This window comes from Marininema halotolerans, assembly GCF_900116235.1.
In the GTDB taxonomy this organism is placed as follows: Bacteria; Bacillota; Bacilli; order Thermoactinomycetales; family DSM-45169; genus Marininema; species Marininema halotolerans.
In genome coordinates this window covers 155,929-182,098 of sequence record NZ_FPAA01000008.1, presented here as the reverse complement: position 1 = coordinate 182,098, position 26,170 = coordinate 155,929, and the positions used below count along the sequence as shown (strand labels likewise).

The window sequence follows — 26,170 nt, the reverse complement described above, 5'->3', positions numbered from 1 at the left end:
ACAATAGGTGGAGGAGCCGTAGTTGATAAAGCTGTTCCGTCGATGGCTCAGGGGATGAAGCAGTTTGGTATCAATGTTAATATGGGGTCAGATGGAACTCTTGCCATGCCGTTCTTTAATAAAGCGGAGGATCAAGTTAGTAAAGCGGCTGGCAAAGGTAGCGGTACTGCAAGCAAGTTGTCTCGTGAAGAATTGCAAAGTGCTGTTGAGAACTACACTCTAAAGATTGAGAAGGGTGTAGAAAAGGGAGAACCTGTTCGATTTGTTACTTATGCAGATGGGACAAAGAGAAAAATATTGAATGGGAAATATGCTGGAGGTGCAAATACAAAGTCAGGAGTGCCCGTCCCATATGATGATAACGGATTTCCGATATTTGATGATTGGAGCATAAAGGGTGCAGACTATCAAATACCACCTTCTAAATATTTGGAGAATGACGAAACCCAATTTAAAGAAGCTACAATAGCCTTGCGCGATAAAATGCAGCAGAACCCATCATTGGAAAGCCAATTTACTGATCAACAATTGAAAGATATACAGGCGGGGAAATCTAAAATTGACGGATTGACTTGGCACCATCATCAAAAACCTGGAAAGATGCAATTAGTTAATACAAATATACACGGTCCAACAAAGCACACAGGTGGAAGAGCTATCTGGGGTGGGGGAGAAAAATATAGGAGGTAGGTGTAGGATATTGAAGATACAATGGGAGAGAGCAAAAGGGATAGTTAAAGACGAGACGATTGAAGATATGGAATGTAGAATAGGATATGAGTTACCCCTAGATTACATAGATGTAATAAAAGAAAATAATGGCGCGATACCTATTCAAGATCATTTTGATATTGAGGACAAAAGTTGGACGTTTGCAACTCTCCTCGAAATATCTCCTGGTAAACCCTTTAGTGTTGAAGGAATGTACGAAATCTTAAAAGATGATTTAGAAATAGAGGGTGTTGTGCCCTTTGCAACCGATATAGCGGACAACCTTTATTGCTTCGATTACCGTAAGGACAAAAAACGCCCAACAATTGTTTTCATGGATCACGAAGGAGAAGAGTCCGAGTATCTGTGTAGAACATTCACTCAATTATTAAGTAAGCTGTATTGATTTTAGTTATTTATTTTATGTAAGATAGGGATTGAGTTAATACCGTAATAAAAGATGGGAAGCGGAACAGAGTAATTAATAAGGTATAGAGCATCCCTCTAGGGGTGCTTTTTCTATGCTGAAAAAGCGAGCAACGGCATGGCGACTGGAGCGGAAGTATTCGATGGGGTCTTAAAGTACTAGTCAAAGTAGCAGGTGTGATATCTCCTGTGTGTTTCGATTGTGTGTAATATGAAACAGCAACACAAGCGGGTTGTTTTCTTCTCGTTCCCTTATGATAAATATTAAAAAATTCAAAAAATAAAAGGTAAGAAATATTTTTTATCGAATTATTATTACACTCGATAAATAGGGGGTCGTTTAATTGAGAAGTAAATCGATTTTAAAAAAGGGCGTGTTGATGGCGCTCATTATCTGGATGTCAATAATTCCTTTACTCGGGGCTGATCCAGTGGAGGCTTTTGATCCGGATCAGTCTGATTCCAATCAGTTTGATCCGAATCAAGAATATACGATTGTTTCTGTCCATTCCGGAAAAGCCCTTGAAGTAAAAGGGAGTAGTAAGGAAAATGCCGGAAACATCCAGCAAGCGGATTATAAAGATACCAACAATCAACTATGGACGTTAGAGCCTCTTAATAATGGTTACTACAAAATAATTTCGAGGGATAGTGGAAAGGTCGTAGATCAATCGACCCCAGACATTGGTGCAAATGTTCATCAATATGAATATGTGGGGGGAGTCAACCAACAATGGAAGATTGAAAAAGCAGGAGATTCTTATAAGATCATTTCAAGGCAAAATGGAAAGGTTCTTGATGTAGCAAATGGGAATAAAGATAACGGAGGAAACGTGCAAGCATGGGATGATAATGGGACAAGCGCTCAACGATGGAAGATTGAAACGAGATTTGATCCCAACCGATCCTACGCACTATTTAACCTCAATTCAAACAAGGCATTAGAGGTCGCCAGTATTGGCAAGGAGAACGGCGGTAACATTCAGCAATGGGATTATAAAGGGAAAAAAAATCAATTATGGTATTTAATCCCCGTTGAAAGTGGCTATTATAAAATTGTCTCTAAAAATAGTGGCAAAGTGTTAGATGTTGCGAATTGGAGCAAAGAAAACGTTGGGAATATTATTCAGCATGATTACCATGAGGTTAATAATCAAAACCAATTGTGGAAGATCGAAATGGTAAATAATAACAAATACAAAATTGTCTCTAAAAATAGTGACAAAGTTATAAATGTGGAAGATTGGAGTGAAGAAGATGGAGCAAACATCAATCAGTATGATTACAAGGGTTCATCTAGCCAGTTATGGAAAATAAAATCGGAATTTGACCCAAGTCAGACGTATGCAATACTTTCGGTCCATTCCAATAAAGCCTTAGATGTAGAAGGATGGAGTAAGGAAAATAGTACAAACATCAGTCAATACACATACTACGGGCGGAGCAATCAACGATGGAATTTGATCCCCGTCGAAGGGGATTATTATAAAATCATTAATAAAAATAGCGGAAAAGCTATAAGTGTAGCTGGGTGGAGTAAGGAAGATGGAGCAAACATTCTTCAGTATGATTACTATGGGGGAGATAATCAGCTATGGAAGATTGAGCGATCAGATGGAGATTCATATAGAATTTACAATCAATACAGTGGGAAAATCCTGAATGTGGCCGGTTGGAATAGGGAAAACGGCGGCAATATTATTCAATATCCACGTACTAGTTCAGATAATGAATTGTGGAGAATCGAGGCGGATTCAAGCGGCGAAAAAGTGGGATTTTGGCATGCAACGACCCCCTCAGGGAAGCAAAATGTTGCTTCAGATAATCATGTTGATAAGGGGTATACGTTAGATTTTCAGTTTGGTAATCTTTTGAAAGAACAGCCGGCAGTAGGTAGTAGTTATTTTTACTATGACGGTGATAAAAATAAAAAACATGGGTATTACTTTAACGATAAACAAGAAGGAACGGTTCCTTTATATAAGATTAAAAATAAAAAAAACAATGACGATTACTGGAAAATAGGCGATTACCTAAAACCTGAAGAAGAGAAGGATTTTTTACAAGGATATATCTATCCTAAAACGCCATTTAATGCAATGGAAACACAAAACAACCAAAAAATGGTTTCTATCAAACATAAAGATGAAAACGTGATCACAATTATTGAAATACGAGACGATAATCAAGTTTGGCTCAATCGAGGAGATGCCAAAGGTTGGAGTGAGAAAAAACTCAATCAAAAAGCCGTTCGAATTGTTGCGATTGAGATCGGGGGTAAAGTACTTGTATTTGCACTAGGCACTACAGATAATCAATTATGGCTCTTGCATATTGATAAAGATGGAACGCCTGATAATGAATGGCAAAAGATGTTGCCTGGAAAAAGAATTGATCGACTTGTTCTTCATGTAGACGGACAAGCGATAACAGTGCGTGATGTGTATGGGCATCTTTTCACTCAATCACTTTTTAATCTTGCATCTTATTGGAAAAGGTTAGATTTAGGTGCAGAGATAGGTGAACCGCAAGAGATATATGATGCTGGGAAGGGTTCGGGTTTGATCATTATCGGTGAAGATCAATCGCTTTGGTATTATGAGCAAAAGGGAGATAATGTGTTAGCGGATCACTTCTTTAAAGGATGGGTGGATCGTGCCGCAGTAATCGCCAACGAAGGAAATGTTGATATTGTAGCTCGAAATGGCGAACAAAGTCTTTTTCATTTTCGTAAGGTTCATAATCAATCCGGATGGAAATCGGAAATATTAAGGGATCAAAAGGTCGATAGATTTGATGTGGGATACGATGTTGGTGGGAAGCTGGAAGTGTTTGCTCGCGGTGAGGATTTTCACCTCTATCAGATCAGTGAGAAAGATTCGGGTTGGAGTCAATGGTATGAGATAAATAATTATGTAGACAATCTTACAGTCATGAATGAGGGACCTGGAAAACTCGGTGTGATACCCTTTATTTATAATATGAATCATGAGCTTTTTGACATGAGAGAAGTACCTGACGCTCAGAAGGGATGTTCCGACTGGACAATACCTATTCCGGCAGAAGAAGAGGGGTATGTAGCTGAGTCGCGTGCCGGAGCTCCACTTGCTGATGATAATAAACTCGATTTAAGGCAAGTTAATTCTTGTTTAAAGACTATACACGCTACCTCTTCAGCTTATCGAGTAATTAAAGATCATGTGGCTGATACAAATAGTAACCCGAAACACATTAATAACCCTAATCATAATAATTTTGCAGGCCTTATTGATTGTATGAATATTGCTAGAACACTAGTTAAGCACAACCTGTATTTTAAACCAAAAGACCAAAACAACCCTCAAGACGCTTATGTATTTTATAATCCTACAGAGGGTGTAGCATTAATATTAGATTATCTCAAAAAAGCTGTTATAACAGCTTATCGAGTAACTGGAGTGGGTGCTACATGGCAACCTAAGGGGAGTGAAGATTTTACAGACCCCGGTCAGGGATTAAGATAACCAACAAAAGTTCGCCGTACACGATATTCTTCTATATAGTGAGGGGAAATCTTAACCCCTCCCCCATGGTGACGGCTTCTCTTCCCGTTGCCCGTTATTTAATCATCAATGTGCCGCCTACGGGCGGCTTTTTTCTATGCAAGAAACGCGAGCAGCGGCATGGCGACTGGAGCGGAAGTATCCAGATCGGTGGGGTCGCAATTAATATGGAGGTGGCGAGGATGGAAAAGGCTATAAAGGTTACGCATTTGTTGATGTTAGTAGGCTTTTTAGTTTGCTTAGTGATGTTCAACTATGAGAGTTCAACCAGTGGTGTGACACTGGATACTGCCACGATGCTTTTGTTTACTCAGATTAGTTTGCTGTCTTTCTGGCTCTATAGGAATCGATAAGAAGAAGGAGAAGAGTAGATGAATACTTCATTAGAAGAGATAGATGGATACCTGCAGGATAACCAAGAATTAATAACGGAATTGAAAAGGCACAAAACTCTGGGTTATAGAAATATGGTTCGGAATTTAAAGTATGAACGCTCAGTTCTTCCATTTGGGCATCTTTGATGAGATTTATGAGTACAAGGGATACGATCTCATTAACGTTATTAAAAAGAGTACGAGGGCTCGCAAACAATCGCTGATCCTGTAAGAAAATTTTTTCGATGGGCTTTTCTGGAAAAAGCCTTGGTTCATATGATTTCATGGCATTGAATTGATCAAAGAACAATCTAATGGACCTTAAGGAACATGGTTAATGGGTAAATATAAAGTACACAGTTTACGAATCGACGCAAAAAAAGGGATGAAGAAGTAGGCCTTCTTCATCCCTTTTGTCATATTTATTGTCCTCCGACGGCCTTTACCGTTGGGGTAAGGAGGTGATTGTCAATGAAATGAGAAACTCCGGCTTCATCATTGCTACGGGTAATATGGGTAGCGGCTTGTAAGAGGCTAGGGTGGGCGTTTGCGACCGCGGCGGATGTACCGGCTATCTTGACCATCGATAAATCGTTCATATGGTCGCCGATGACCGCAGCGGAACGTGAGGGTAGGCCTAACCTTTTGGTTAATTTTTCAATGGCGGCACCTTTGGAGACGCCAGCGGGTAAGATCTCGAAGAAATTGTCTGAGGACTGAACCATCTCAAGGACATCTGGCGTAGCGGATGCCCACTGATGCAGACGCTTCATCCATCGATTTTCTGTTACGACACAAATCTTAACCCAAGGGACGGAGGGTAGTTCAGTAAAGGATGGGAGGAAATGAAGGGGAAGGTCTTCCATTTCAAAATCCGTCTCCAGTGCAGTTTGGGTTGCAAGATGGAGTTTAGTAGAGTAGATACGGTCTAACGTATAAACAAAGATATCAATCGCAGGAAGCATTTGCTGTAACTGTGCGATCGTCTTGAGAACAATTTCTTGCTGGATAGTTGCCACAGGGGTGAGTTGATCCCTTTGTGGATGATAGAGAACCCCGCCATTACAGAGAATGACCGGTAATTGAATATCGAAGGCATGGATGAACCGTTTGGCTTCTGGGAAACTTCGTCCTGTTGCTAAGGTAAAGAGGCCACCTTGCCGGCGAAATTCGGCAATGCTTTTGTGGTTCGCATGAGGAATCGACTTGGTGGAGGAGATAAGTGTGCCATCAATATCGGAAACGAACAGTGGAAATGGTAGTTGATTCATGGTGATCCTCTCCTTTGTCATTCCCATTAGTTGATTGATCTGTATAGTGGATGCATATTTTTCCACAAGCAACTCTATTAATGGTTATCATTATAAAATAACATAAATCATTAAATGAAGTCAATGAAATTTTGTGAGTATTTGAGCATGGAAGGGTGTGTTTTGCTATGAGATAATGGTGAGATACCGTTGGGTTGGAAGGGGAGAGGGGGGGTTGTTTTGGAACTGGAGTTAGTTCATCAGCGGTACATGAATTGTACACGATGTTTCCTTCATCAAGGGCGAAGTCGAATGGTCATGGGTGAGGGAAATCCTCACTCCCCCTTGATGTTTGTCGGTGAAGGACCGGGAGCGGATGAAGATCGTCAAGGGCGTCCTTTTGTTGGTAGGGCGGGACAATTGTTGGATAAGATGCTAGAAGCAGCGGAGATTCCACGTGAAGCGATTTACATTACGAATATCGTGAAATGTCGCCCGCCAGGGAATCGGACGCCCAATGAAGATGAAATGGAAACGTGCAAGGTGATCCTTCGAGAACAATTTGTTGCGATAAGGCCCCAATTGATTGTAACCCTCGGCTCTGCGCCGACGCGGGCGATTATCGATCCGAAAGCACGAATTACTCGAGTGCGTGGGCAATGGGTTGAACGAAAAGGCGTCCGCATGTTGCCGACATTTCACCCCGCCTATTTATTGCGAAATCCTGCGGGGAAGCGGGAAGCGTGGGAGGATTTTCAGCAAATTCGTGATGCCTATCAGAATCTTATCAAAAAAAAAGATACAATTGATGTACATAGGATGTAGAGCGGGTAAAGATGGTGTGCAATGGTTAGTGAAGACGGTTATGGATAGGATCGAGGAAAGGAGCAGGGGTTATGGATCAACTAAAAACCATTTTAAGTCGCATTGATGGACGCGGTTATAAGGCCTATAAGGATATTCAAGGAAGGTATGATTTTCAGCGATTTCGCTTGTTTGTGGATTATGTACAAGGGGATCCATTTGCTTCCCCCTCACGCATCCGTGTGCAGATTCCACAGTCCATTGCAAGGTATCCAGAGGAATGGTTCAAGGAGCCGCATCGACGAGTGGCGTTAGAGGATTGGATTTGCCGTGTCTGGGCACAAAAGACCCGCCGTTTTTCAGGGGGAAGTGGGACGGGGAAAAGTGGGTTAATCGCGGTTGATATTCCTGGGCAAGAAATTCTTTCTCGTACAGCGGTGGTTGTGAATCGCCGTTTTGTGGAAGTACGAATCACCGTGGGATTGCCTGCGAGAGGAAGACAAGTATTAGGCCAGAAAGCCATTGAAATGTTGTGCCGTCACCTTCCACAGTTAGTGGAAGAAGGCATTCCGATTCAACAATTAGATACCCAAGCGATTGAGAAGAGAATGTGCCTTGTTGATAATCAACAAGCGATTCGTAAGAAGTTGGCGAAGGAAGGGTGGATTTCCTTTGTCGCAGATGGTGCGATATTACCTCGTGAGAGTGGTATCAGTGACCGTCCTTTGAAAACCGCATCGGTCGTTCCCTTTTACGCTCCTGAATCAATGGCGACTACAATCGAAGTTCCCCATGGGAAGCCCTTACGTGGTATGGTGGTATCCCGGGGGATCACTTTAATTGTCGGGGGTGGTTTTCATGGGAAAAGTACCTTGTTACAAGCCCTTGAACGTGGCGTATATGATCATATCGCGGAGGATGGACGAGAATACGTTTTGACGATCGATACCGCCTTAAAAGTTCGTTCTGAAGATGGACGAAGGGTTGAGAAGGTAAATATTTCGCCCTTTATCAATAATCTTCCCTTTGGCAAAGACACATTGCGTTTTTCCACAGAGGATGCAAGTGGAAGTACATCGCAAGCGACCAATATTATTGAAGGGATCGAGGCAGGGGCGAATGCTCTTTTGATCGATGAAGATACGAGTGCGACCAATTTTATGATTCGGGATCGTCGCATGCAACAGCTGGTGGCCAAGGGGAAGGAGCCGATCACTCCCTTTATTGATAAGGTGCGTCAACTATATGAGGAGAAGGGGATTTCCTCAATTCTTGTCCTTGGCGGGTCGGGGGATTACTTTGATGTAGCCGATTCCGTGATGATGATGGATGAGTACCAAGTGGTGGATGTGACCGACAAGGCAAAAAGGATCGCTCAGGAGAATGTAATGGAGCGAGTCGTAGAAGGAGGAGACTCCTTTGGGGAAGGATCCAAACGAATCCCCCTTGCGAAGGGATTCGATCCAAGCAAAGGGCGAAAAGAGAAAGTGGATGCGAAGGGTTTAAAAACCATTTTCTTTGGCAATTCGTCGTTGGATTTATCCGGCTTGGAACAGCTTGTAGATCCTTCCCAGACAAGGTCCCTAGCAGAATTACTGCGCATGATGAGCAAACGGGTCGACGGTGAAAAAAATTTAGTGATGTTACTGGATGAACTGTATAAGGAGATCGATGAAAAGGGGCTCGATATCCTCTCTCCTTTTCAAGGGCACCCTGGAGACTTTGCTCTGCCGCGGAAATTGGAGGTAGCTGGGGCGATTAATCGCCTGCGTACCCTCTGGGTGAAGTGAATTTGGAATCGTGATATGAAAAATAGATTAATCGATCGCTGTGAAGTGACATACCCATTTTTGAGAGGGCGTGAATTTGTGAAGGAAGTGACGATCTATACTGACGGAGCTTGTTCTGGGAATCCTGGACCGGGTGGATGGGCAGCGGTTCTTATGTATGGGGAGAAAAAAAAGGAACTAACGGGTGGCGAACAGCAGACAACCAACAACCGGATGGAGCTACAAGCGGCTCTTTCCTCCTTACAAGCCTTAAATACTCCCTGTAAAGTGAAGTTGCATACAGATAGTGCCTATTTACAAAACTGCTTTAAACAACGGTGGTATGTAAACTGGGAGCGGAATGGGTGGAAAAATAGTCGGAAAGAACCCGTGGAAAACAAAGATTTATGGCAAGATCTGTTGCAACAAACGCGCCGACATGATGTGGAGTTTATTAAAGTCAAAGGGCATGCGGATGATTATTGGAATAATCGTTGTGATGAGTTGGCACGGGGGGCTGTTCCGCGGTAGGGTTTTCTGTTAATTCATCATGACAAAGATGTCAGAAGGATAACATGAAAATAACAATCCCGTGTCGATTCAACGGATTAGGCACGGGCATGTTATGATGGGATCAATCACATGGAAGGAAGGGAGGCGAGGGTTTGGAAGCGGAAACGTTAAAGCAGTTCTTAATTGCCGAGGCCAAGGATATAGGGATTGATAAGGTTGGATTTGCCACGGCAGATCCCTTTACTGAGTTAAAGGAGCGTTTAATGAGGCATCGCGAAGCTGGCTTTGAATCCGGCTTTGAGGAACCTGACCTTGATAAACGGACCGAACCCTTTAAGAGCTTGCCTGGGGCAAAGACGATCATTGCGATTGCCCTCGCCTACCCTACCCGCATGGAAAATTCACCCCAGTCACATCCTGGGGAACGAAGAGGGTTGTTTTGCCGAGCATCATGGGGTGTCGATTATCATCATGTGCTCAGGCAGAGACTTGAGGCGTTAAAAGAGAAGCTGCTGGAAAAAGTCCCCGATGCATCTTGTGAAATCATGGTGGATACGGGAGCGCTTTCAGACCGAGCCGTCGCAGAGCGTGCCGGTATTGGATGGAGTGGAAAGAATACCTCCATCATTACCGAGGAATTTGGCTCGTGGGTGTATCTTGGAGAGATGATTACGGATGTGTGGCTTCCTCCAGATGCTCCTGTAACATCCGGTTGTGGAGATTGCAATGCATGTATTGAAGCCTGTCCGACAGGGGCATTGGTTGGCCCCGGTCAATTAAATTCGCAAGCATGTCTTGCTTATCTCACTCAAACCAAGGGGTTTTTAGCGAAGGAGTATCGGGATTTATTGGGGAATTACCTTTATGGTTTTGAAACTTGTCAAGCCGTTTGTCCGTACAACCAAAAAAAGAATACTTCCCATCACCCTGAATTTCAGCCAGATCCTGAACAGGTAAAGCCACTATTAAGACCACTTCTTACCATAAGCAACCGCGAGTTTCGTGAGCGATTTGGGGTTATGGCGGGCTCTTGGCGCGGGAAAAAACCGATCCAACGCAATGCGATTATTGCTCTAGGAAAAGTGCGAGATCACACAGCCGTTCCAGAGTTAGTTCAATTATTAGAGACGGATCCACGACCGGTGATTCGAGGAACAGCCGCCTGGGCGTTAGGTCGGATCCGAGGTGAGATTGCTTTGCAAACGTTACAGCAAGCATTGTCGTTGGAAGTGGATGAAGCGGTGCGAAGTGAAATTCAAGATGCTCTGAAAGAAGAAGTTATTGAGTTTGGTTAAACAGGGGGGGCGTCAGGGAAATGATCTCAGGTACACGTGTACTCGCTTGGAGTGAGGTAGAAAGCCCAGTAGGTCCAATCCTGTTAACATCGACCAATAAGGGTCTATGCCGTTTAGATTTTTCCAGTGAGGAACAGGCACGGCTCGGGATCGATTTATGGGCAAGAAAATGGATTGGATCCGTGCGGATCGAGCAAAATGATCTGGCACTCCTCTCTTTTGCAAAACAGTTACAGGAATATTTTAAGGGTAAAAATGTTCATTTTGATATTCCTTTGGATATGTATGGGACACCTTTTCAAAAACTAGTATGGGAACAACTACAAACGATTCCTTATGGAGAGCTTCGCTCTTATAAAGATATGGCGGCATCTATCGGGGCTCCTAAAGCAGTGCGGGCAGTTGGTGGTGCCAATAATAAAAATCCGGTTGCCATTGTTGTACCATGTCATCGCGTCATTGGTTCGAATGGATCATTGGTTGGATATGGTTCAGGATTAAAAATTAAAGAATTTTTATTGTCTCTGGAGGGTACATTTCCCTTTCGAGCAGAAGCTCGCTAGTGACTGGCCATTTTCATTGGTTATCCTGTACTTCATCGTGAACAGCTTTGCTGTTCATTTTTTATGTCAAGGTTTAGGAAGCGGTAGGAGACGATTTCGAATCGACATCCTAAAAATTGTTTTTTAAACAAAAATAAGGTGAAATTATGCGAATTCATGATATAATGTTGAAACTCTGTGGATTGGAGCATCTTGTCGATCGTGAGAAACAGTTTCCTTCTTGATATCTCCAGTCTTTTTCTAATTATCGGAGGGGTGAATGGGTGAGCGTTTTTAGGGATTTATGGTGGTATTTCCGTCAAGAGAAGAGAAGCTATATGCTGGGTGTGTTTTTTCTTTTAATTGTAGGCATGTTGGAGTTAATTCCCCCCTATGTTGTTCGTTTGGTAATGGATGCGATCAAGCAACATACGCTCACAACAGAACGACTTTTGCTATGGTTGGGGATGATGGCATTGACAGGAATCGTCCTCTATTTTTTACGTTTTGTGTGGCGGTTGTTCATTTTTGGCGCAGCCTATCGACTTGCCAAATTATTGCGCCGTCGTTTATTGGATCATTGGAGCCGAATGTCGCCGCAGTTTTTTCATCAGCATCGAACAGGCGATTTAATGGCGCATGCGACGAATGATGTGCAAGCCGTTCAAGGGACGGCTGGCGAAGGAGTGCTTACCCTCGTCGATTCAATGGTGTTTGGGGGCATCGTCGTTACGTTGATGGTCACGGCGATTAGTTGGAAGTTGACTCTGATCGCGTTATTGCCCATGCCAGTCATGGCTATCGCCGTCGCTTATTATGGAAAATGGATGCATGAACGATTTCGTATTGCTCAAGCTGCGTTTTCTGATATCAATGATAAAGTGCAGGAGAATATTTCGGGTGTACGCGTAATTAAATCCTTTGGTCGGGAAGAACGTGAACGCGATTCTTTTGCTCTCTTGTCGCAAGAGGTTACGCAAAAAAATTTAGCGGTGGCTAAAATACAGTCCCTTTTCGGACCCACCATTTCTTTGATTGCAGGGATTGCTTTCTTTTTAGCGATCGTCTTTGGTAGTCGATTTGTGATTCGTGGAGAAATGACGATTGGTGAATTGACGCAATTTACGATGTATCTAGGACTGCTGATCTGGCCGATGCTCGCCTTTGGTTTTTTGTTCAATATTCTGCAAAGAGGGCGTGCCTCTTATGACCGCATTCGTACATTGTTGGCAATTGAGGAGGATGTGAAAGAAGGGGAAGATGCAATTGCAACTCCTGCATCGGGAGATATACAAATCCATATCGATTCCTTCACATATAACGGGGCGCATACTCCGGCGTTACAAGGTGTAACCCTTACCGTAAAAAAAGGCGAAACATTAGGTATTGTGGGTCGTACGGGGAGTGGGAAATCGACACTCTTTAAATTATTGATGAGAGAAGCCGATATCACGGATGGCGCGATTTGTATTGGTGGGTTCTCACTTAACGATTATCAGTTATCCGCGCTACGTGAAGCCTTTGGCTATGTTCCACAGGATTCGTTTCTCTTTTCGACAACCATTCGCAACAATATTGCATTTGCTAATCCGAAAGCAAGCCAAGCAGATGTTGAGGCAGCGGCAAGGATGGCGTGTATCCATGAGGATATTCTTACCCTGGAGAAGGGGTATGAAACGGTTGTGGGAGAGCGTGGTATGACCCTCTCTGGTGGGCAGAAACAACGCATTTCCATTGCGCGTGCGTTGTTAATGGATCCTGAAATCCTCATTCTGGATGATGCGTTGTCCGCGGTGGATGCGCGAACAGAGGCAGCCATTCTATCTCAATTGCGTCGGATGCGTCAGGGACGAACGACACTCATTGCAGCGCATCGCTTTTCAGGGATTGAACATGCTGAACAAATTATTGTGATGGATGAGGGTCGGATCAAAGAACATGGGAATCATGAGCAGTTACTAGCATCCCAAGGCTGGTATGCATGGATGTACCAACAGCAACGATTAGAATCGTTAATTGAGCAAGGAGGTGCGCAAGGTGATCACACGCCGTTTATTCAGGTACCTCATTCCACACCGTAAAGCATTGATCGGAGTCATCCTATTGCTATTCATCGCGACAGCAGCAGAGCTGACCGGGCCACTATTAATTAAAGTGTTTATTGATGATTATTTGATCCCTGAATCCTTCCCCCGATCTCCTTTAATGTGGCTGGGGGGGCTGTATCTCGGGCTTCATCTTGTCTCCGTTGTGTTTCAATACTTACAGCAATTCGCATTCCACCGCATCGCCCTAGCAGTCGTTCAGCAATTGCGTTTGGATGTATTCGAGAAGGTTCAATACCTTGGGCTCTCTTTTTTTGATCGGGTAGCGGATGGGTCCCTTGTCTCCCGGATTACCAATGATACGGAAGCGGTAAAAGAATTGTTCGTCAATGTGATGTCGACGTTTATTAAGAATACGGTGTTAATGATAGGGGTCGTTGTTGCCATGTTTTTGTTGGATGCAAAACTGGCGTTGATCTCCTTTATTTTATTGCCACTCATCTTTGGACTGATGCAGTGGTATCGCCGGCTTAGTTTCCACGTTTATCAGGTCATCCGAGAGAAATTAAGCGAAATTAACGCACGACTTTCCGAGTCGATCCAAGGAATGGGTGTGATCCAAGCGTGGAGGCAAGAGCAGCGAGTAGCGAGGGAATTTGCTGAAATTAATGAGCAACATTATCAAGCCAATATCAAAAATACAAAATTAAATAGCCTGTTGTTACGCCCAGCTGTGGATATCCTGCATATTGCAACGGGAATCGTGGTCCTTACCTACTTTGGTATCGGTGTAGAGCAGAGTGCTGTTCAAATTGGGGTCATGTATGCCTTCATTAATTTATTGGATCGTATGTTTGAACCCGTCAATCAGATGACCATGCAGCTCTCTTTTTTGCAGCAGGCAGTCGTCTCTGTCGGTCGCGTGTTCGAATTGTTGGATGAGAATGAATTGGCTCCTAGTAAAAAGGGGGAAGATCATCCAAGGATTAATTCCGGTCGTATCGCTTTTGAAAATGTCACCTTCTCTTATGATGGAAAGACCAATGTGTTACAGGATATCACCTTTGTTGCGGAGCCTGGGCAGACGGTTGCATTGGTTGGTCATACCGGGAGTGGGAAAAGTTCCATTATCAATCTTTTGATGCACTTCTATTCAATACAACAGGGACGAATCACAATCGATGGGCATTCGCATGAAACCTTTGATAAGGAAGAGTTACGGACAAAAATGGGATTAGTGCTTCAGGATCCATTCCTTTTTGTGGGGACGATTCGAGAGAATATCCGCCAGGGAAATGATGCCCTTTCTGATGAAGATATACAACAGGCAGCGGAACTTGTGCAGGTGGATTCATTTATCAGCCAGCTACCAAAGGGCATGGATGAACCTGTGGTAGAGAGAGGGGCGACATTTTCTAGCGGCCAACGGCAACTTCTTTCTTTTTCCAGAACCATGGCGCTTTCTCCCAAAATCTTGATCCTGGATGAAGCGACAGCTCATGTGGATACGGAGACGGAAGAAAAAATTCAAAAAGCCCTTAATCGAATGCGTCAGGGACGCACGACGATTGCGATTGCTCATCGTCTTTCTACCATTCAAGATGCGGATCTGATTCTTGTTCTCCATCAAGGCATGATTGTGGAACGGGGGACCCACCAAGAGCTTCTTGCACAACAAGGGCTATATCATAAGATGTATCTATTGCAACAGGGAATGGAAAGAGCCGTCGGGTAAAAAGTTGAGATCATTTGTAAAACGTGAACAGGGAGGGGTCGTTAATGAATCAACCTGTGAATCATGGATTAGAGGTTACCATACGAAAATTAACGCCTGCCGATGCCGAAGCCTATCGAGGGATACGCTTACGGAGTCTACGAGAGCATCCCGAAGCCTTTGCTAGTGATGTGGATGAAAGTAATGCATCCCTTACAGATATTCAGATCTTTGCCAATCAGTTGCAAGAAAGGGAGGGGCAATTTGTTCTTGGAGCGTTTATTGGCGAAGGAACCCTAACTGGGATAGCCGGTTTATTTCGATACGATAAGAAAAAACTGATGCATAAAGGGATGCTGTGGGGGATGTATGTCGCATCAGAATCCCGTGGACATTCCATTGGTCGGAGGCTCGTTCAAGGAGTCATCGAAGAGGCGCGCCGTGTTACTCATTTAGAGCAAATCTACCTTTGTGTGGTTTCAAATAATCATGTTGCAAAAAGGTTATATGAATCGACTGGCTTTACTTCCTTTGGGCGGGAACCCCATGCGATGAAACTAGAAGATTGCTATCTCGACGAGGAACATATGGTTTTGTTTTTATAGACGACGTAGGAAGGATCAATGGATGAATCGATCCTTCCTTATATGAAAATTTCGGAAGGGGCTTGGAAAGTTAACAAGCTCCTTTTATATATTCTGAGCGGGAAAACCCAGCCCTTCAGGGTTGGAATGATAGCGAGCGTACCATAGTCATTTCCTTCGATCATTGAATGGGGGAGGAGTGTTTTTCTCCTCTCGCAAGTTCGATATGGTTTTGATAGAATCATGGTAGCTCTTTGAAAACTGGAGATATAGGGTTGCTACAGGAAATCGGTCTGTAGCGTAAAATCTTCAACCACCCAGCTCACCGAAGTTGCGAAAAGCTAAAGTAGGGAGCTTAGTAGAGCATACGCTGTTTAACCGTGGGGCACACGGGGTTAGCTTGGGGTTGATCCTGTCAGTAGACGGGAGCTCCCAAGAATCTCATTGGCTTCAGCCGTGGGAGTGTCAAAATGGAACGATATGTGCATGATGCATGGAAGAAATGAGGGAGTAATATGGTTTGGGACACCCTTAATGTGATCGGTGTGATTGCGTTTGCCGCTAGTGGAGCGCTAACCGCCTTGGAAGAAAAATATGATCTATTTGGGGTATGGGTGTTAGGCTTTGTGACGGCTTTTGGTGGGGGTGTCATTCGCAATCTATTGATCGGGGTGCCTATTCGCTCCCTGTGGGAGCAACATGCGCTCCTATATATTGCCTTTGGTGTGAGTACACTGTTATTTATCTTACCTGCATCCTGGTTATTAAAGGGGAAAGGGGCTTGGGTTCTTTTTGATGCGATTGGACTCAGTGCATTTTCCATTCAGGGTGGATTAACAGCAGCAGAGAAGGGTCTCCCATTAATTGCTGTAGCAACGGCAGCCATCTTGACGGGCATTGGTGGAGGCGTGATTCGCGATGTGTTAGCGGGTAGAAAACCCCTTGTTTTTCGCAAGGAAATTTATGCAGCCTGGGCGCTGCTAGCAGGGGTTTTAATTCAACAAGGGGTCTTGGCTCATCAGTGGCAGTTGTATCTTCTCTTCCTACTGATCGTGACGTTGCGAATGGTCTCCTTACGTTTTCGCTGGCACTTGCCACAGCGTCCCTTTTTAAAAGCATAGATCGAATTCCCTCGATGATCGTTTCGTCGGGGGTTTTCTTTTGTGAATACACTGGCAATGTTCTCTCATATGATGTTGAAGAGACATGATCAGGGACGGGGGAGGTGTGCCCGCAGTGGATCGTCCTTGGAGACAGCCAATACTTTCATGGTTTCAGGGCCAGAATCAAGTGTGGGTTGAGGGGGAGCCTGATCGGTTATTTTCCTGGGTTGTCGATGGGGATGCCGATTGGGTAGGACAGGAACGTGAACGATGGCAACGGGTTCGAGAGCAACAACATGTACGGAATATCCGCCCGATTAAAGGGGAGACGCGTGTTCGTATTCTCCGAGAAGAGCTAGAGCAAGATGACCATGTTGTGGTAAATGTAGCGGTTCAACAACGCCTTTTTTATCAGATGAACGAGAAGTTATATGATCAAGAGGAATTGTTAGGTTATCGCTTGCGATTATTAGAAGGAAGTGAAGGATGGGCGATTTTAGATTGTTTCCTTGCCGATGAGATGGATACGGAGCGTAATAAGGTGTGGTCGTGTTATCAACCCCATCAAGAAGGAAGTGTAATTGGTTCGAGTTATAACCCAATGAAAGCTGTACAATATGCTGAAACATGGTGGAATGGAGCAAACCCTCGGTACCGCAAGTTTGAAGATGATTGCACTAATTTTATTTCCCAGTGTCTTCATGCAGGGGGAATTCGAATGGATTATAGCAGTCGTCGTGATGCGGGGTGGTGGTATCGCGGAAGCAGAGAAAATTGGAGTTATAGTTGGGCAGTCGCCCATGGGTTAGTGAATTGGTTAAGCCGAAGTAGTCGCTCACCAGCTATACGAAAACAAGATGCGATGCAGCTCCGTCAAGGCGACGTGATTTGTTATGACTGGGAAGGAGATGGGAGATGGTCCCATAATACGATTGTAACGGCAATTGACGCCGCTGGTATGCCTCTTGTAAATGCTCATACAGTCAATAGCCGGCAACGCTATTGGGATTACCGCGATTCCCATGCCTGGACGCCTAAAATACAGTATCGCTTTTTTCATATTGAAGGAAATTAAAAGAATGCGTGGGTTATGTAGCGTCTCCCTTTTATCAGGTAGGGTAGAGTTGTCATGATTGGTATAGATTGGTTAGAAATCGTCCATCTTAAAATTGATATCTTGTATGGAAAAAGGTGAACCCAATGGACGAACTTATGACGGCTCGTGCTCTATTTGGTAGCTCGTTAGGATTTCATATTCTGTTTGCGACACTAGGTGTAGGTCTTCCATTGATGATCTTTATGGCAGAACTCCTTTTTCAAGTAACAAAGGATAAAGATTATACGTTAATGGCAAAACGGTGGACGAAGGCTCAGGCGATTTTACTGGGTGTCGCAATTCCTTCGGGAACGATTGTAGCTGTACAGCTATCATTGTTGTGGCCACATTTTATGGAGTGGGTTGGTCAGATCATCGCTCTACCCTTTCAGGTAGAGTTATTTGCCTTCTTTTTAGAGGCGTTGTTTATGTCCATTTACGTGTATGCCGCCGATCGACTCTCACCTACGCTTCGGATTTTAAGTGTTTTCTTTGTAGCGTTAGGGGGCAGTTTATCAGGGGCGCTGATTACCTCAGCCAATGCATGGATGAATACCCCTACTGGTTTTGACCTTGCAAAGGATGGCTCCATCATTCATGTGCGTCCTTGGGAAGCTTTCTTTAATCCTAGTTTTCCAGCAGCTGCGATTCATGTTCTATTCTCAGCCTATATGACAGGTGCCTTTGTCATCGCAAGTATAGCGGCATTGCGCATGTTAAAACGAAAGAAAAAGGATGCCCCTTATCACTATCATCGCAAAGCGTTGATGTTATCTTTGGCGATCGGTTTGATTATGTCACTGGGTACAGCGATGGATGGACATTGGGCAGGGCAAGTATTGCATGAAAAACAACCAGAGAAATTAGCAGCGGCAGAAGGCCTATTTGAAACGCAATCCTATGCTCCCCTCGCCCTTGGTGGGGTGACTGACACCCAGGAACAAAGGCTAAAGGGAGCAGTCGAAATTCCTTGGATGCTTAGTTTCCTCGCAGGGAATCGTTTTGACACGGTGGTACAAGGGCTTAATGACTTCCCACGGGATACCTGGCCTCCATCTTATACCCATACATTATTTAGTTTGATGATTGGCATTGGTACATTGTTAATGATCCTAGCAGGATTCGTATGGCTTTATCGTTGGAGAAAGGGAGGAGATCATTTGCCCCGTTGGCTACTACGATTGTTGACAGTAGGGGGACCCCTTTCTTTACTAGCGATTGAATTTGGTTGGGTCTTTACCTGCAGTGGTAGACAACCCTGGACGGTATATCAGTACCAACGCACCTCGGAAGCGGTAACGGCTGCTACTGGATTAATGACGTGGTTTGTACTTTTTATCAGCATCTATGTGCTTTTATTGATCTCGACAATTTGGATCATGAGAAGTTACTTCCGTAAACGTCCAATTGAGCAGGAGTTAGGTTTCTTAGGGCTAGAGGGTAGGAAGGGAGAGGAACTCCATTGAATGATGCACTCCTTGCCGCCTCGATTATTTGGTTGTTTGTTTTTATGTACGCAATTTTAGGATCTGTTGACTTTGGTGCGGGCTTTTGGGGGATGGTATACAGTCAAAAAGAGGATGATCGAGCAGGGGCCTTGGCGAACCGCTTTCTTTCTCCTACATGGGAAGTAACCAATGTATTTTTAGTGATGTTAGTGGTTTCGATCGTCGCTTTCTTCCCTGCTGCCCTATCACAGTTATCCTTAGCCCTTTTGGTTCCAGGATCGCTAGTCTTACTGCTGCTCCTTATTCGTAGTACATTTATGGTCTATGCATACTCTGCTCAACGGTTTCAGCGGGCTTTATCAGTGGTTTCGGGGGTCACTGGCCTTCTCATCCCGGCATTATTGGTGTTGGTCTTACCGATTATTGCAGGGGGATTTATCGATTCGCGAACCGGGCAACTCCTGTCAGACAAGCTATTTATGAGTCCGGTGACCTACGCCTACCTTGCCTTTGGATTGATAAGTGAACTTTTTTTATCGGCAGCATTTCTTGCTGACTATTCCCGCGAAGCGGATGATGAAGAGGCCTATGTTGTTTTTCGTCGCTTTGCGCTTATCTTTGGTCCATTGACCTTATTCATCGGTACCATCGCTGTCCCGTTAATGGGTGAGCAAGCCAGTTGGTTACGGATCAATATTGAAGGCAATCGCTGGTGGTTTTTTGCCTCCGCTGTGATCTTTTTCATTGGCTACAGTGCCTATTGGTGGCCAACTAAGGGGCATCATCACCGTCGCGGGGTACCGAGAGCTGCCTTTACACTGTTTATCCTGCAATTTTTTCTAGCTTCCTTGGCTTATGGTGTGTCCCACCTTCCTTACCTGATGTATCCGGTACTTACTATAAAAGAAAGTGTGACCAATCATAATACATTTATCACGCTTCTGATCTCTTATGGTGTTGGGATGGCGATTTTGGTTCCGGGATTTTATCTTTTTTGGCGTCTGTTTTTAAAGGACAAACGCTATTTACATCAAGAATAAGAAAAACCCGGGAAACCATCCGGGTTTTTTTGCGAATTAAGAAGGGGTAGGGCGTCTCCCTTAGATCCTATTTTTCAATGAAGGAACGTGAAGTCCAATTTATCCATGGTGGGGGATCTTTATTTGCTTTTTTCGTTGCAAATAATCCATTACTGCCACGACACTCGTGATTAAAAATAGAATACTAGGGATGATCCACAATTGTTCGGCTTTGTAGATACCGAGGATGATCATACTGATAAAAAAGAAGATACTGGGTAGACGAAGGGATCTAACAAAGAAACAGAGACATGTGACAATGAGCGTGGAGACGGAAAGAAGGATTAAGAACCAAGAATATAGGACCATCGCGCTATTGGTATCAAACCAACCATAGACGTAAAAGTATTCCCAAAATACGCAACAAAGGATGGCAACAAGACTAGCCAATGTACCATTGACTAAGTAAAGGTAGTCGAATAGCTTTTTTGGTTCGCCCTTCATGGTTTTTCACCCTCACATGGATAGTGTTTGTGGTACGTATAGTTTACCATTTATTATGGTTTTTTGTAAGGTGATGAAAATTCAGGTAAGTAATCATTGGGGAAGAAACCATAAAAAATAGCTCCGCCTCGTTATTTAGGGAGCTACTTTGGTAAAAGTAGAAATTAAATTTTTATTTTCTCTCTAAAGGTATCGAGAAAATGTGACATGGTTCGAGGCTTTAACGGAGAGGTATATGCTAATGGTCTAATCGTGGATCCTTAAGAGGATGAAGACACGGATGGTATTGCATTAATAAGAGTAATATGCGTAATTAATGTAATTCGTTATAAAAGGTAAAGATAATTGATAGGCCAAATAATAGAAACGGCCAATGTTCCCCCCTTTTATTAATCGATATTAAATAAAACCTTGCCTTAGCTACAGTGTAATAGTATCACAACCTTGACAAAAAGTGTATTTTAAAAATTCGACACCATTCGACTTTTTACGACATAAACTTTCCTATGGAATGGGACGATTTGAGCCATATTTTTAAAAGTATAGAGTGGTGGTGGTTATGATATTGAAAAAGAGAGAAGCTGATGCCTCGAACCATCCCCCTCTAAATCATTGAGGCAACCCAAAGTAAGATGAGAATGTAGAGCATCAACCACGAAAGGAATCTCATTTCCTAAGTGGTGAGGTGAGGATACGAATGAATTCTTTTCTAAATTCCTTCACGTTGATATCCACTGCGATACTTGGAAAACGCTTCTTGGCGGTTTTGTTGGAGCCTAGACGAAAGTCTGCAATGCTTTGTCCAAAGGCCGGTCCTTGATCGCTAATGACTTGGACCTTACGATGGACAAATGTAAATAGATTGGGATGGACGAGGGCAAGAACCGCAAGTAAATCATGAACGGGCGTTCCTTGAATTCCTGGAGATGCTTTTAGATTGGCAGCAAGAAAGTAGGATAGGATCGCTCCAATGATAGGCGTAAAAGGATTTGTGTTTTTGGCGGTAATAAGTTGGATAAGTGACTGGTTGACCAGCGCCTTTCCGGTAACATTTAATGGGATGTTTTGAATATTGCCTCCTTGATTCATCGTGTTATTCGCAGCAACGGGGTCTGACCAGAAATTAAACTCTGCGATGGGTGTGATATTTCCTGGGACGAGGTAGGCGCCTCCCATTATGTTAATACTGGGCACTTGGGTGATGATCTGCTCTCTGGATAAGGTATACGTGAGTGCGAGGGCAGTTCCAGGACTCACACTGATGATATGGACTTCTCCTGGGAACCGGCGAATGATATCGAAGATCTTGTTGAAGGGAAAGAGTGGGTAGGAAATGCGTGGGGGGTTGATGGGTCCCAAACCATAGGGTCCATGAAAATCGAGAGCAAAGTTTGGTTGAGTCCCATTTAACGGACGTTCGGGTCCAACGATGAGTGGAACTTGAACGCGGCCGAGGGTTAATAGAAAGCTAGCGTTACGAATGGAAAACAGACGGGGGGTGTTCCCATAACTAGCGACGACGCCAACCAGCTCAATCTCTGGATTGAGTATACAGTAGATGAGCGCGATAGAATCATCGATGCCAAAATCACCAATTAACAGGACCTTTTTTCTCATAGGTACATCTCCTTTATGCCTCCACTCTCATACTTTATTTTGTAAGAGGATGATGTGAAACGGTAACGGTTGAGATGGTCGCTAAAATGGGTCCTTAGATAATTGGTTGAAAAGATCTAATGGGTATAAAGGTGATAGGGTCATGGGTAACCAGTGAATCATGATCGAATTTATAACAAAAAAAAGATTGATATTCAGGTGCGTTGATTATTCATAGCAAATATCCCCCTTCGAATAAAAGGAGGATATTTGCTTTATTATTTGTTGTTTTCTCTTTTTTGAAAGAAGTGTTTTAGTGAATCATATACCTGGCCTTTCTCTCGGATGACATAGTGCATAAATTTGGGATCTTCGATGTTCTTATAGGCCGTCATCAGGGTCGAGTGCCGATTATACTGGTTTACCTCGCCATAACCGAAGAGGTTGGCTCTTTTCATCAATTCCTGGACTAATTTCGTACAACGTTCATTGTCTGAGGTGAGGTTGTCGCCATCGGAAAAGTGAAAGGGATAAATATTATAACGGCTGGGAGGATAACGGTTGTCGATGATCTCTAAGGCTTTCCGATAAGCGGAAGAACAGATCGTGCCCCCAGACTCACCTTTGCTAAAAAAGTGCTCCTCTGAGACTTCTTTGGCTTCAGTGTGGTGGGCGATGAAGACAATGTCAACATGATCGTATTTGGTGCGAAGGAAGCGCGTCATCCAGAAGAAGAAGCTGCGAGCGATATACTTTTCAAAGATTCCCATGGAACCAGAGGTGTCCATCATGGCAATGACGACGGCACTGGAATGGGGGGTAATGACATCTTCCCATGTTTTAAATCGGAGATCCTCATCAGAGATGGACCCAAAGCCCTTTTTCCCCTTCATGGCATTTCGTTTAAGGGCATTGAGTAGGGTGCGTTTTTTATCGATGTTGCCCATAAGTCCTTTTTTGCGAACATCATTGAAACGAATGTCTTGTGTGGTGATTTCGATTTCTTCTTTACGTTGTAGATTGGGAAGTTCCATTTCAGAGAAGAGAAGGTTTTCTAATTCGTCGACGGATATCTCTGCTTCATAGTAATCCTGTCCTGGGGAGTTTCCAGCGCCTTGCCCTTTTCCTTTCTCCCCAGGTTCTCGACCGAGGACATCACCCACTTGGCTTTTACCGTCTCCTTGCCCAACATGTTTTCCCTTGTTGTGATTGTAGCGAAAGTGATATTCATCCATGGAGCGAATGGGAATTTTGACGACTTGTTGGCCATCAGAGAGGATAATACTTTCTTCAGAAATGAGATCTGCCATGTTTTTTTTGATGGCTTCTTTTACTTTTTCTTGGTGGCGTAGCTGATCTTGATGCCCTTTACGGTGCAGGGACCAGTCCTCCTGGGAGACAATGAACAGAGGGTTCTTCACAAAGGTCACCTCCCATCCCTGTACCAGGGTGTTGTACGAGTGCTAGCGATTGAGTAGACTTCCTACATATCGAAGCAATTCGTTTGCACTGGCGGGAGTGTAACTGTATTTGTCCACCAGTGTCGCAATCACTTCATTGATTTTCTTCAATTGACTTTCATCCGGTGTTTTGGAGGATGTAGTGATTTTTACAACATCTTTTAAGTCAGCAAACAATTTTTTCTGGATGGCTTCCCGGAGTCGGTCATGGCTGTTGTAATCAAATTTTTTCCCTTTGCGTGCATAGGCGGAGATGCGGATTAAAATTTCTTCCCGGAAAGCTTTTTTGGCGTTTTCTGATATTCCAATCTGTTCTTCGATGGAGCGCATGAGCTTTTCATCGGGTTCTAGCTCTTCGCCAGTTAGGGGGTCACGTATTTTGGTCCAGTTACAATAGGCCTCCACATTATCCAAATAATTGTCCATCAGGGTTTTGGCAGATTCTTCGTAGGAGTAGACAAAGGCTTTTTGTACCTCTTTTTTGGCAAGCTCATCGTATTCTTTGCGAGCAATTGAAATAAAATTCAGATAACGCTCGCGTTCCCCTGTAGAGATGGAAGGGTGTTGATCGAGCCCATCTTTGATCGCTCGTAGAATGTCGAGGGCATTAATATAGCCTGCTTCGGTACGGATGAGCGCACTGGAGATACGGTTGATGACATAACGAGGATCAATGCCGGACATGCCTTCATCGAGGTGCTCGTTGTGAAGTTCCTCAACATCGGTATCCTTATATCCTTCAACTGTCTCACCATCATAGAGCCGCATCTTTTTAACCAAATCCATCCCTTGTTTTTTCGAATCCTTCAGCCGAGTGAGAATGCTGAAGGTTGCCGCGGCTTTTAGGGCATGGGGTGCGATGTGGATATGACCGAGGTCGCTCTGACGGATCAGCTTTTCAAAAATCTTTTCCTCTTCGGAGACCTTTAAGTTGTAAGGGACTGGCATGACGATGATACGGGAATGAAGGGCTTCGTTCTTCTTGTTGCTAATGAATGATTTATATTCTGCTTCATTGGTGTGAGCGATGATCAGTTCATCTGCACTGATTAAAGCAAATCGTCCTGCCTTAAAGTTTCCTTCTTGTGTGAGGGAAAGAAGATTCCATAAGAATTTTTCATCACACTTTAGCATTTCTTGAAACTCCATAATGCCACGGTTGGCCTTATTGAGTTCACCATCAAAACGATAGGCTCTCGGGTCGGATTCTGAACCATACTCCGTGATGGTGGCAAAATCAATGCTCCCTGTTAAATCAGCGATATCTTGGGATTTTGGATCGGAGGGACTGAAGGTACCGATCCCTGTTCGATCATCCTCTGAGAACAGAATGCGTTCTACGACCATATCCTCAATCCGACCACCATGGTCTTCTCTGAGTCGCATGCGACAGGAAGGACAGAGATTTCCCTCGATACGCACACCCAATTCCTTTTCCACTTCAGGTCGCATGGCATTGGGAATAAGGTGTAGAGGTTCTTCATGCATCGGGCACCCTTTGATCGAGTAAACCGCTCCCGAATCGGTTCGAGAGTATGCTTCCATCCCACGCTTTAACATGGTCACAATGGTTGATTTTCCGCCAGAAACGGGCCCCATCAGGAGCAGGATTCGTTTTCGAACATCTAGCCTCCTGGCGGATGAGTGAAAATACTCCTCCACCAATCGTTCAATGGGTCGTTCAAGCCCAAAAAGTTCTCGACTGAAAAAAAGATAGTTCTTGTTGCCGTGGTCATCCTTTTCGACGCCGGATTCTTTGATCATATTGTAAACTCTCGAATGAGCGGTCTGCGCCAATTCGGGATTGCGCTTGACCATATCGAGATATTCGACAAAAGGACCTTCCCACGCCAGTTGCTCTTCTCGCTGTCTTTGCTCGGCGATGCGCTTCAGGATGTCCATAAGAGCCTCCTCTCAGCTCCCATATGCTGATCAGTCTGAATGATTATCCCCATGGTTATTCACGGTAGCCAGACGACATGAGCCTTTGTAGTTAAAAAGGCGTACCGCTATATCTAGCACTTCTTCAAAAGAGAATGCTGTGGGGTGCTTTATATTTATGCGCATCATCGGACAATGTTTCTCTTTGTAAGCCCTTGACAATCAGAAAAAGGGCGGAGTTGGGTGGGTTTGCTTTGCCACCAATTGGCAAGCAATTGACAAAAAAAATTACTGGTTGGAACTGTATGAAAGAGGAGGGAATATGGGTTCAGTTGGAATGGAGAAAGCCTGTACATTGTCATATAGCACAAAATTATCAATTATAATTACAATAACATCCATTAAATAAATATTAAAGTTAATACCAAAATCCGATATAGTCTAAATAGTCTATTGACCCATAAGTTCTCGGGGACTATGATGGAATCGAGGTT

21 protein-coding genes are annotated in these 26,170 nt (G+C 43.9%); 16 read left to right on the top strand and 5 right to left on the bottom strand.

What is annotated here, in order from left to right:
- The 4 genes from CHX35_RS11880 to CHX35_RS17590 all read left to right on the top strand — a co-directional run.
- Window positions 1–690, top strand: a 690-nt coding sequence (locus tag CHX35_RS11880) for an HNH endonuclease (RefSeq protein ID WP_140413612.1), incomplete at its 5' end; no start/stop codon positions are given.
- A gap of 10 nt (window positions 691–700) precedes the next feature.
- On the top strand, window positions 701–1,117 hold the full coding sequence (locus CHX35_RS11875) for an SMI1/KNR4 family protein (protein WP_091837726.1): 417 nt from the start codon (window positions 701–703) through the stop codon (window positions 1,115–1,117).
- A gap of 364 nt (window positions 1,118–1,481) precedes the next feature.
- Window positions 1,482–4,640: an RICIN domain-containing protein gene (locus CHX35_RS11870; protein ID WP_091837725.1), complete on the top strand. Its 3,159-nt coding sequence runs from the start codon at window positions 1,482–1,484 to the stop codon at window positions 4,638–4,640.
- Between the two features lie 221 nt (window positions 4,641–4,861).
- The gene (locus CHX35_RS17590; RefSeq protein WP_176392053.1) at window positions 4,862–5,032 is read left to right on the top strand and encodes a hypothetical protein; all 171 of its coding nucleotides are present in this window, start codon (window positions 4,862–4,864) and stop codon (window positions 5,030–5,032) included.
- A gap of 443 nt (window positions 5,033–5,475) precedes the next feature.
- Here the strand turns inward: CHX35_RS17590 and CHX35_RS11860 are convergent, their stop codons facing one another.
- Window positions 5,476–6,324, bottom strand: coding sequence for an HAD family hydrolase (locus CHX35_RS11860; RefSeq protein ID WP_176392052.1), 849 nt, complete (start codon window positions 6,322–6,324; stop codon window positions 5,476–5,478).
- 219 nt (window positions 6,325–6,543) lie between these two features.
- On the opposite strand from CHX35_RS11860, the gene CHX35_RS11855 reads away from it, so the two are divergent.
- The 12 genes from CHX35_RS11855 (at window position 6,544) to CHX35_RS11800 (ending at window position 20,256) form a co-directional block, all read left to right on the top strand.
- The gene (locus CHX35_RS11855; protein ID WP_245838777.1) at window positions 6,544–7,128 is read left to right on the top strand and encodes a uracil-DNA glycosylase; all 585 of its coding nucleotides are present in this window, start codon (window positions 6,544–6,546) and stop codon (window positions 7,126–7,128) included.
- Window positions 7,129–7,199: 71 nt separating this feature from the next.
- On the top strand, window positions 7,200–8,897 hold the full coding sequence (locus CHX35_RS11850) for an ABC-ATPase domain-containing protein (RefSeq protein WP_091837720.1): 1,698 nt from the start codon (window positions 7,200–7,202) through the stop codon (window positions 8,895–8,897).
- Between the two features lie 78 nt (window positions 8,898–8,975).
- On the top strand, window positions 8,976–9,407 hold the full coding sequence (gene rnhA, locus CHX35_RS11845; RefSeq protein WP_176392056.1) for a ribonuclease HI: 432 nt from the start codon (window positions 8,976–8,978) through the stop codon (window positions 9,405–9,407).
- A 134-nt stretch (window positions 9,408–9,541) separates the two neighbouring features.
- The gene (queG, locus tag CHX35_RS11840; RefSeq protein ID WP_091837717.1) at window positions 9,542–10,684 is read left to right on the top strand and encodes a tRNA epoxyqueuosine(34) reductase QueG; all 1,143 of its coding nucleotides are present in this window, start codon (window positions 9,542–9,544) and stop codon (window positions 10,682–10,684) included.
- A gap of 20 nt (window positions 10,685–10,704) precedes the next feature.
- Window positions 10,705–11,247 (top strand): methylated-DNA--[protein]-cysteine S-methyltransferase, encoded by a 543-nt coding sequence (locus CHX35_RS11835; protein ID WP_091837716.1) that lies wholly within the window; start codon window positions 10,705–10,707, stop codon window positions 11,245–11,247.
- 263 nt (window positions 11,248–11,510) lie between these two features.
- The gene (locus tag CHX35_RS11830; protein ID WP_091837714.1) at window positions 11,511–13,307 is read left to right on the top strand and encodes an ABC transporter transmembrane domain-containing protein; all 1,797 of its coding nucleotides are present in this window, start codon (window positions 11,511–11,513) and stop codon (window positions 13,305–13,307) included.
- Window positions 13,264–15,006, top strand: a complete 1,743-nt coding sequence (locus CHX35_RS11825; protein ID WP_091837713.1) for an ABC transporter ATP-binding protein — start codon at window positions 13,264–13,266, stop codon at window positions 15,004–15,006. The genes CHX35_RS11830 and CHX35_RS11825 overlap by 44 nt, the downstream gene beginning before the upstream one ends.
- 44 nt (window positions 15,007–15,050) lie before the next feature.
- A complete protein-coding gene (locus CHX35_RS11820; RefSeq protein ID WP_091837711.1) occupies window positions 15,051–15,590 on the top strand; it encodes a GNAT family N-acetyltransferase in 540 nt (179 codons plus the stop codon).
- A gap of 494 nt (window positions 15,591–16,084) precedes the next feature.
- A complete protein-coding gene (locus tag CHX35_RS11815; RefSeq protein ID WP_091837710.1) occupies window positions 16,085–16,690 on the top strand; it encodes a trimeric intracellular cation channel family protein in 606 nt (201 codons plus the stop codon).
- A gap of 115 nt (window positions 16,691–16,805) precedes the next feature.
- Entirely contained in the window at window positions 16,806–17,747 is a 942-nt protein-coding gene (locus CHX35_RS11810) for an amidase domain-containing protein (RefSeq protein WP_245838775.1), read from the top strand.
- A 125-nt stretch (window positions 17,748–17,872) separates the two neighbouring features.
- A complete protein-coding gene (locus CHX35_RS11805) occupies window positions 17,873–19,234 on the top strand; it encodes a cytochrome ubiquinol oxidase subunit I (protein WP_091837706.1) in 1,362 nt (453 codons plus the stop codon).
- A complete protein-coding gene (locus CHX35_RS11800) occupies window positions 19,231–20,256 on the top strand; it encodes a cytochrome d ubiquinol oxidase subunit II (RefSeq protein ID WP_091837705.1) in 1,026 nt (341 codons plus the stop codon). Before CHX35_RS11805 ends, CHX35_RS11800 begins: the two co-directional genes overlap by 4 nt.
- A 99-nt stretch (window positions 20,257–20,355) precedes the next feature.
- On the opposite strand, the gene CHX35_RS11795 is transcribed toward CHX35_RS11800, so the two are convergent.
- The 4 genes from CHX35_RS11795 to CHX35_RS11780 all read right to left on the bottom strand — a co-directional run bounded on the left by CHX35_RS11795 (window position 20,356) and on the right by CHX35_RS11780 (window position 25,697).
- The gene (locus tag CHX35_RS11795) at window positions 20,356–20,739 is read right to left on the bottom strand and encodes a hypothetical protein (protein WP_091837703.1); all 384 of its coding nucleotides are present in this window, start codon (window positions 20,737–20,739) and stop codon (window positions 20,356–20,358) included.
- Between the two features lie 666 nt (window positions 20,740–21,405).
- Entirely contained in the window at window positions 21,406–22,356 is a 951-nt protein-coding gene (locus tag CHX35_RS11790) for a nucleoside hydrolase (protein ID WP_091837701.1), read from the bottom strand.
- Between the two features lie 257 nt (window positions 22,357–22,613).
- On the bottom strand, window positions 22,614–23,756 hold the full coding sequence (gene yhbH / locus CHX35_RS11785; protein ID WP_091837700.1) for a sporulation protein YhbH: 1,143 nt from the start codon (window positions 23,754–23,756) through the stop codon (window positions 22,614–22,616).
- A 42-nt stretch (window positions 23,757–23,798) separates the two neighbouring features.
- Window positions 23,799–25,697: a PrkA family serine protein kinase gene (locus CHX35_RS11780; protein ID WP_091837698.1), complete on the bottom strand. Its 1,899-nt coding sequence runs from the start codon at window positions 25,695–25,697 to the stop codon at window positions 23,799–23,801.
- Window positions 25,698–26,170 lie beyond the last annotated feature (473 nt).

What these genes read in the sequence shown, in the direction of transcription:
- CHX35_RS11790 (WP_091837701.1), bottom strand. Translation starts at nt 22,356, where the DNA reads ATGAGAAAAAAGGTCCTGTTAATTGGTGATTTTGGCATCGATGATTCT.
- CHX35_RS11805 (WP_091837706.1), top strand. Translation starts at nt 17,873, where the DNA reads ATGGACGAACTTATGACGGCTCGTGCTCTATTTGGTAGCTCGTTAGGA.
- CHX35_RS11815 (WP_091837710.1), top strand. Translation starts at nt 16,085, where the DNA reads ATGGTTTGGGACACCCTTAATGTGATCGGTGTGATTGCGTTTGCCGCT.
- CHX35_RS11850 (WP_091837720.1), top strand. Translation starts at nt 7,200, where the DNA reads ATGGATCAACTAAAAACCATTTTAAGTCGCATTGATGGACGCGGTTAT.
- CHX35_RS17590 (WP_176392053.1), top strand. Translation starts at nt 4,862, where the DNA reads ATGGAAAAGGCTATAAAGGTTACGCATTTGTTGATGTTAGTAGGCTTT.
- CHX35_RS11795 (WP_091837703.1), bottom strand. Translation starts at nt 20,739, where the DNA reads ATGAAGGGCGAACCAAAAAAGCTATTCGACTACCTTTACTTAGTCAAT.
- CHX35_RS11780 (WP_091837698.1), bottom strand. Translation starts at nt 25,697, where the DNA reads ATGGACATCCTGAAGCGCATCGCCGAGCAAAGACAGCGAGAAGAGCAA.
- CHX35_RS11820 (WP_091837711.1), top strand. Translation starts at nt 15,051, where the DNA reads ATGAATCAACCTGTGAATCATGGATTAGAGGTTACCATACGAAAATTA.
- CHX35_RS11835 (WP_091837716.1), top strand. Translation starts at nt 10,705, where the DNA reads ATGATCTCAGGTACACGTGTACTCGCTTGGAGTGAGGTAGAAAGCCCA.
- CHX35_RS11860 (WP_176392052.1), bottom strand. Translation starts at nt 6,324, where the DNA reads ATGAATCAACTACCATTTCCACTGTTCGTTTCCGATATTGATGGCACA.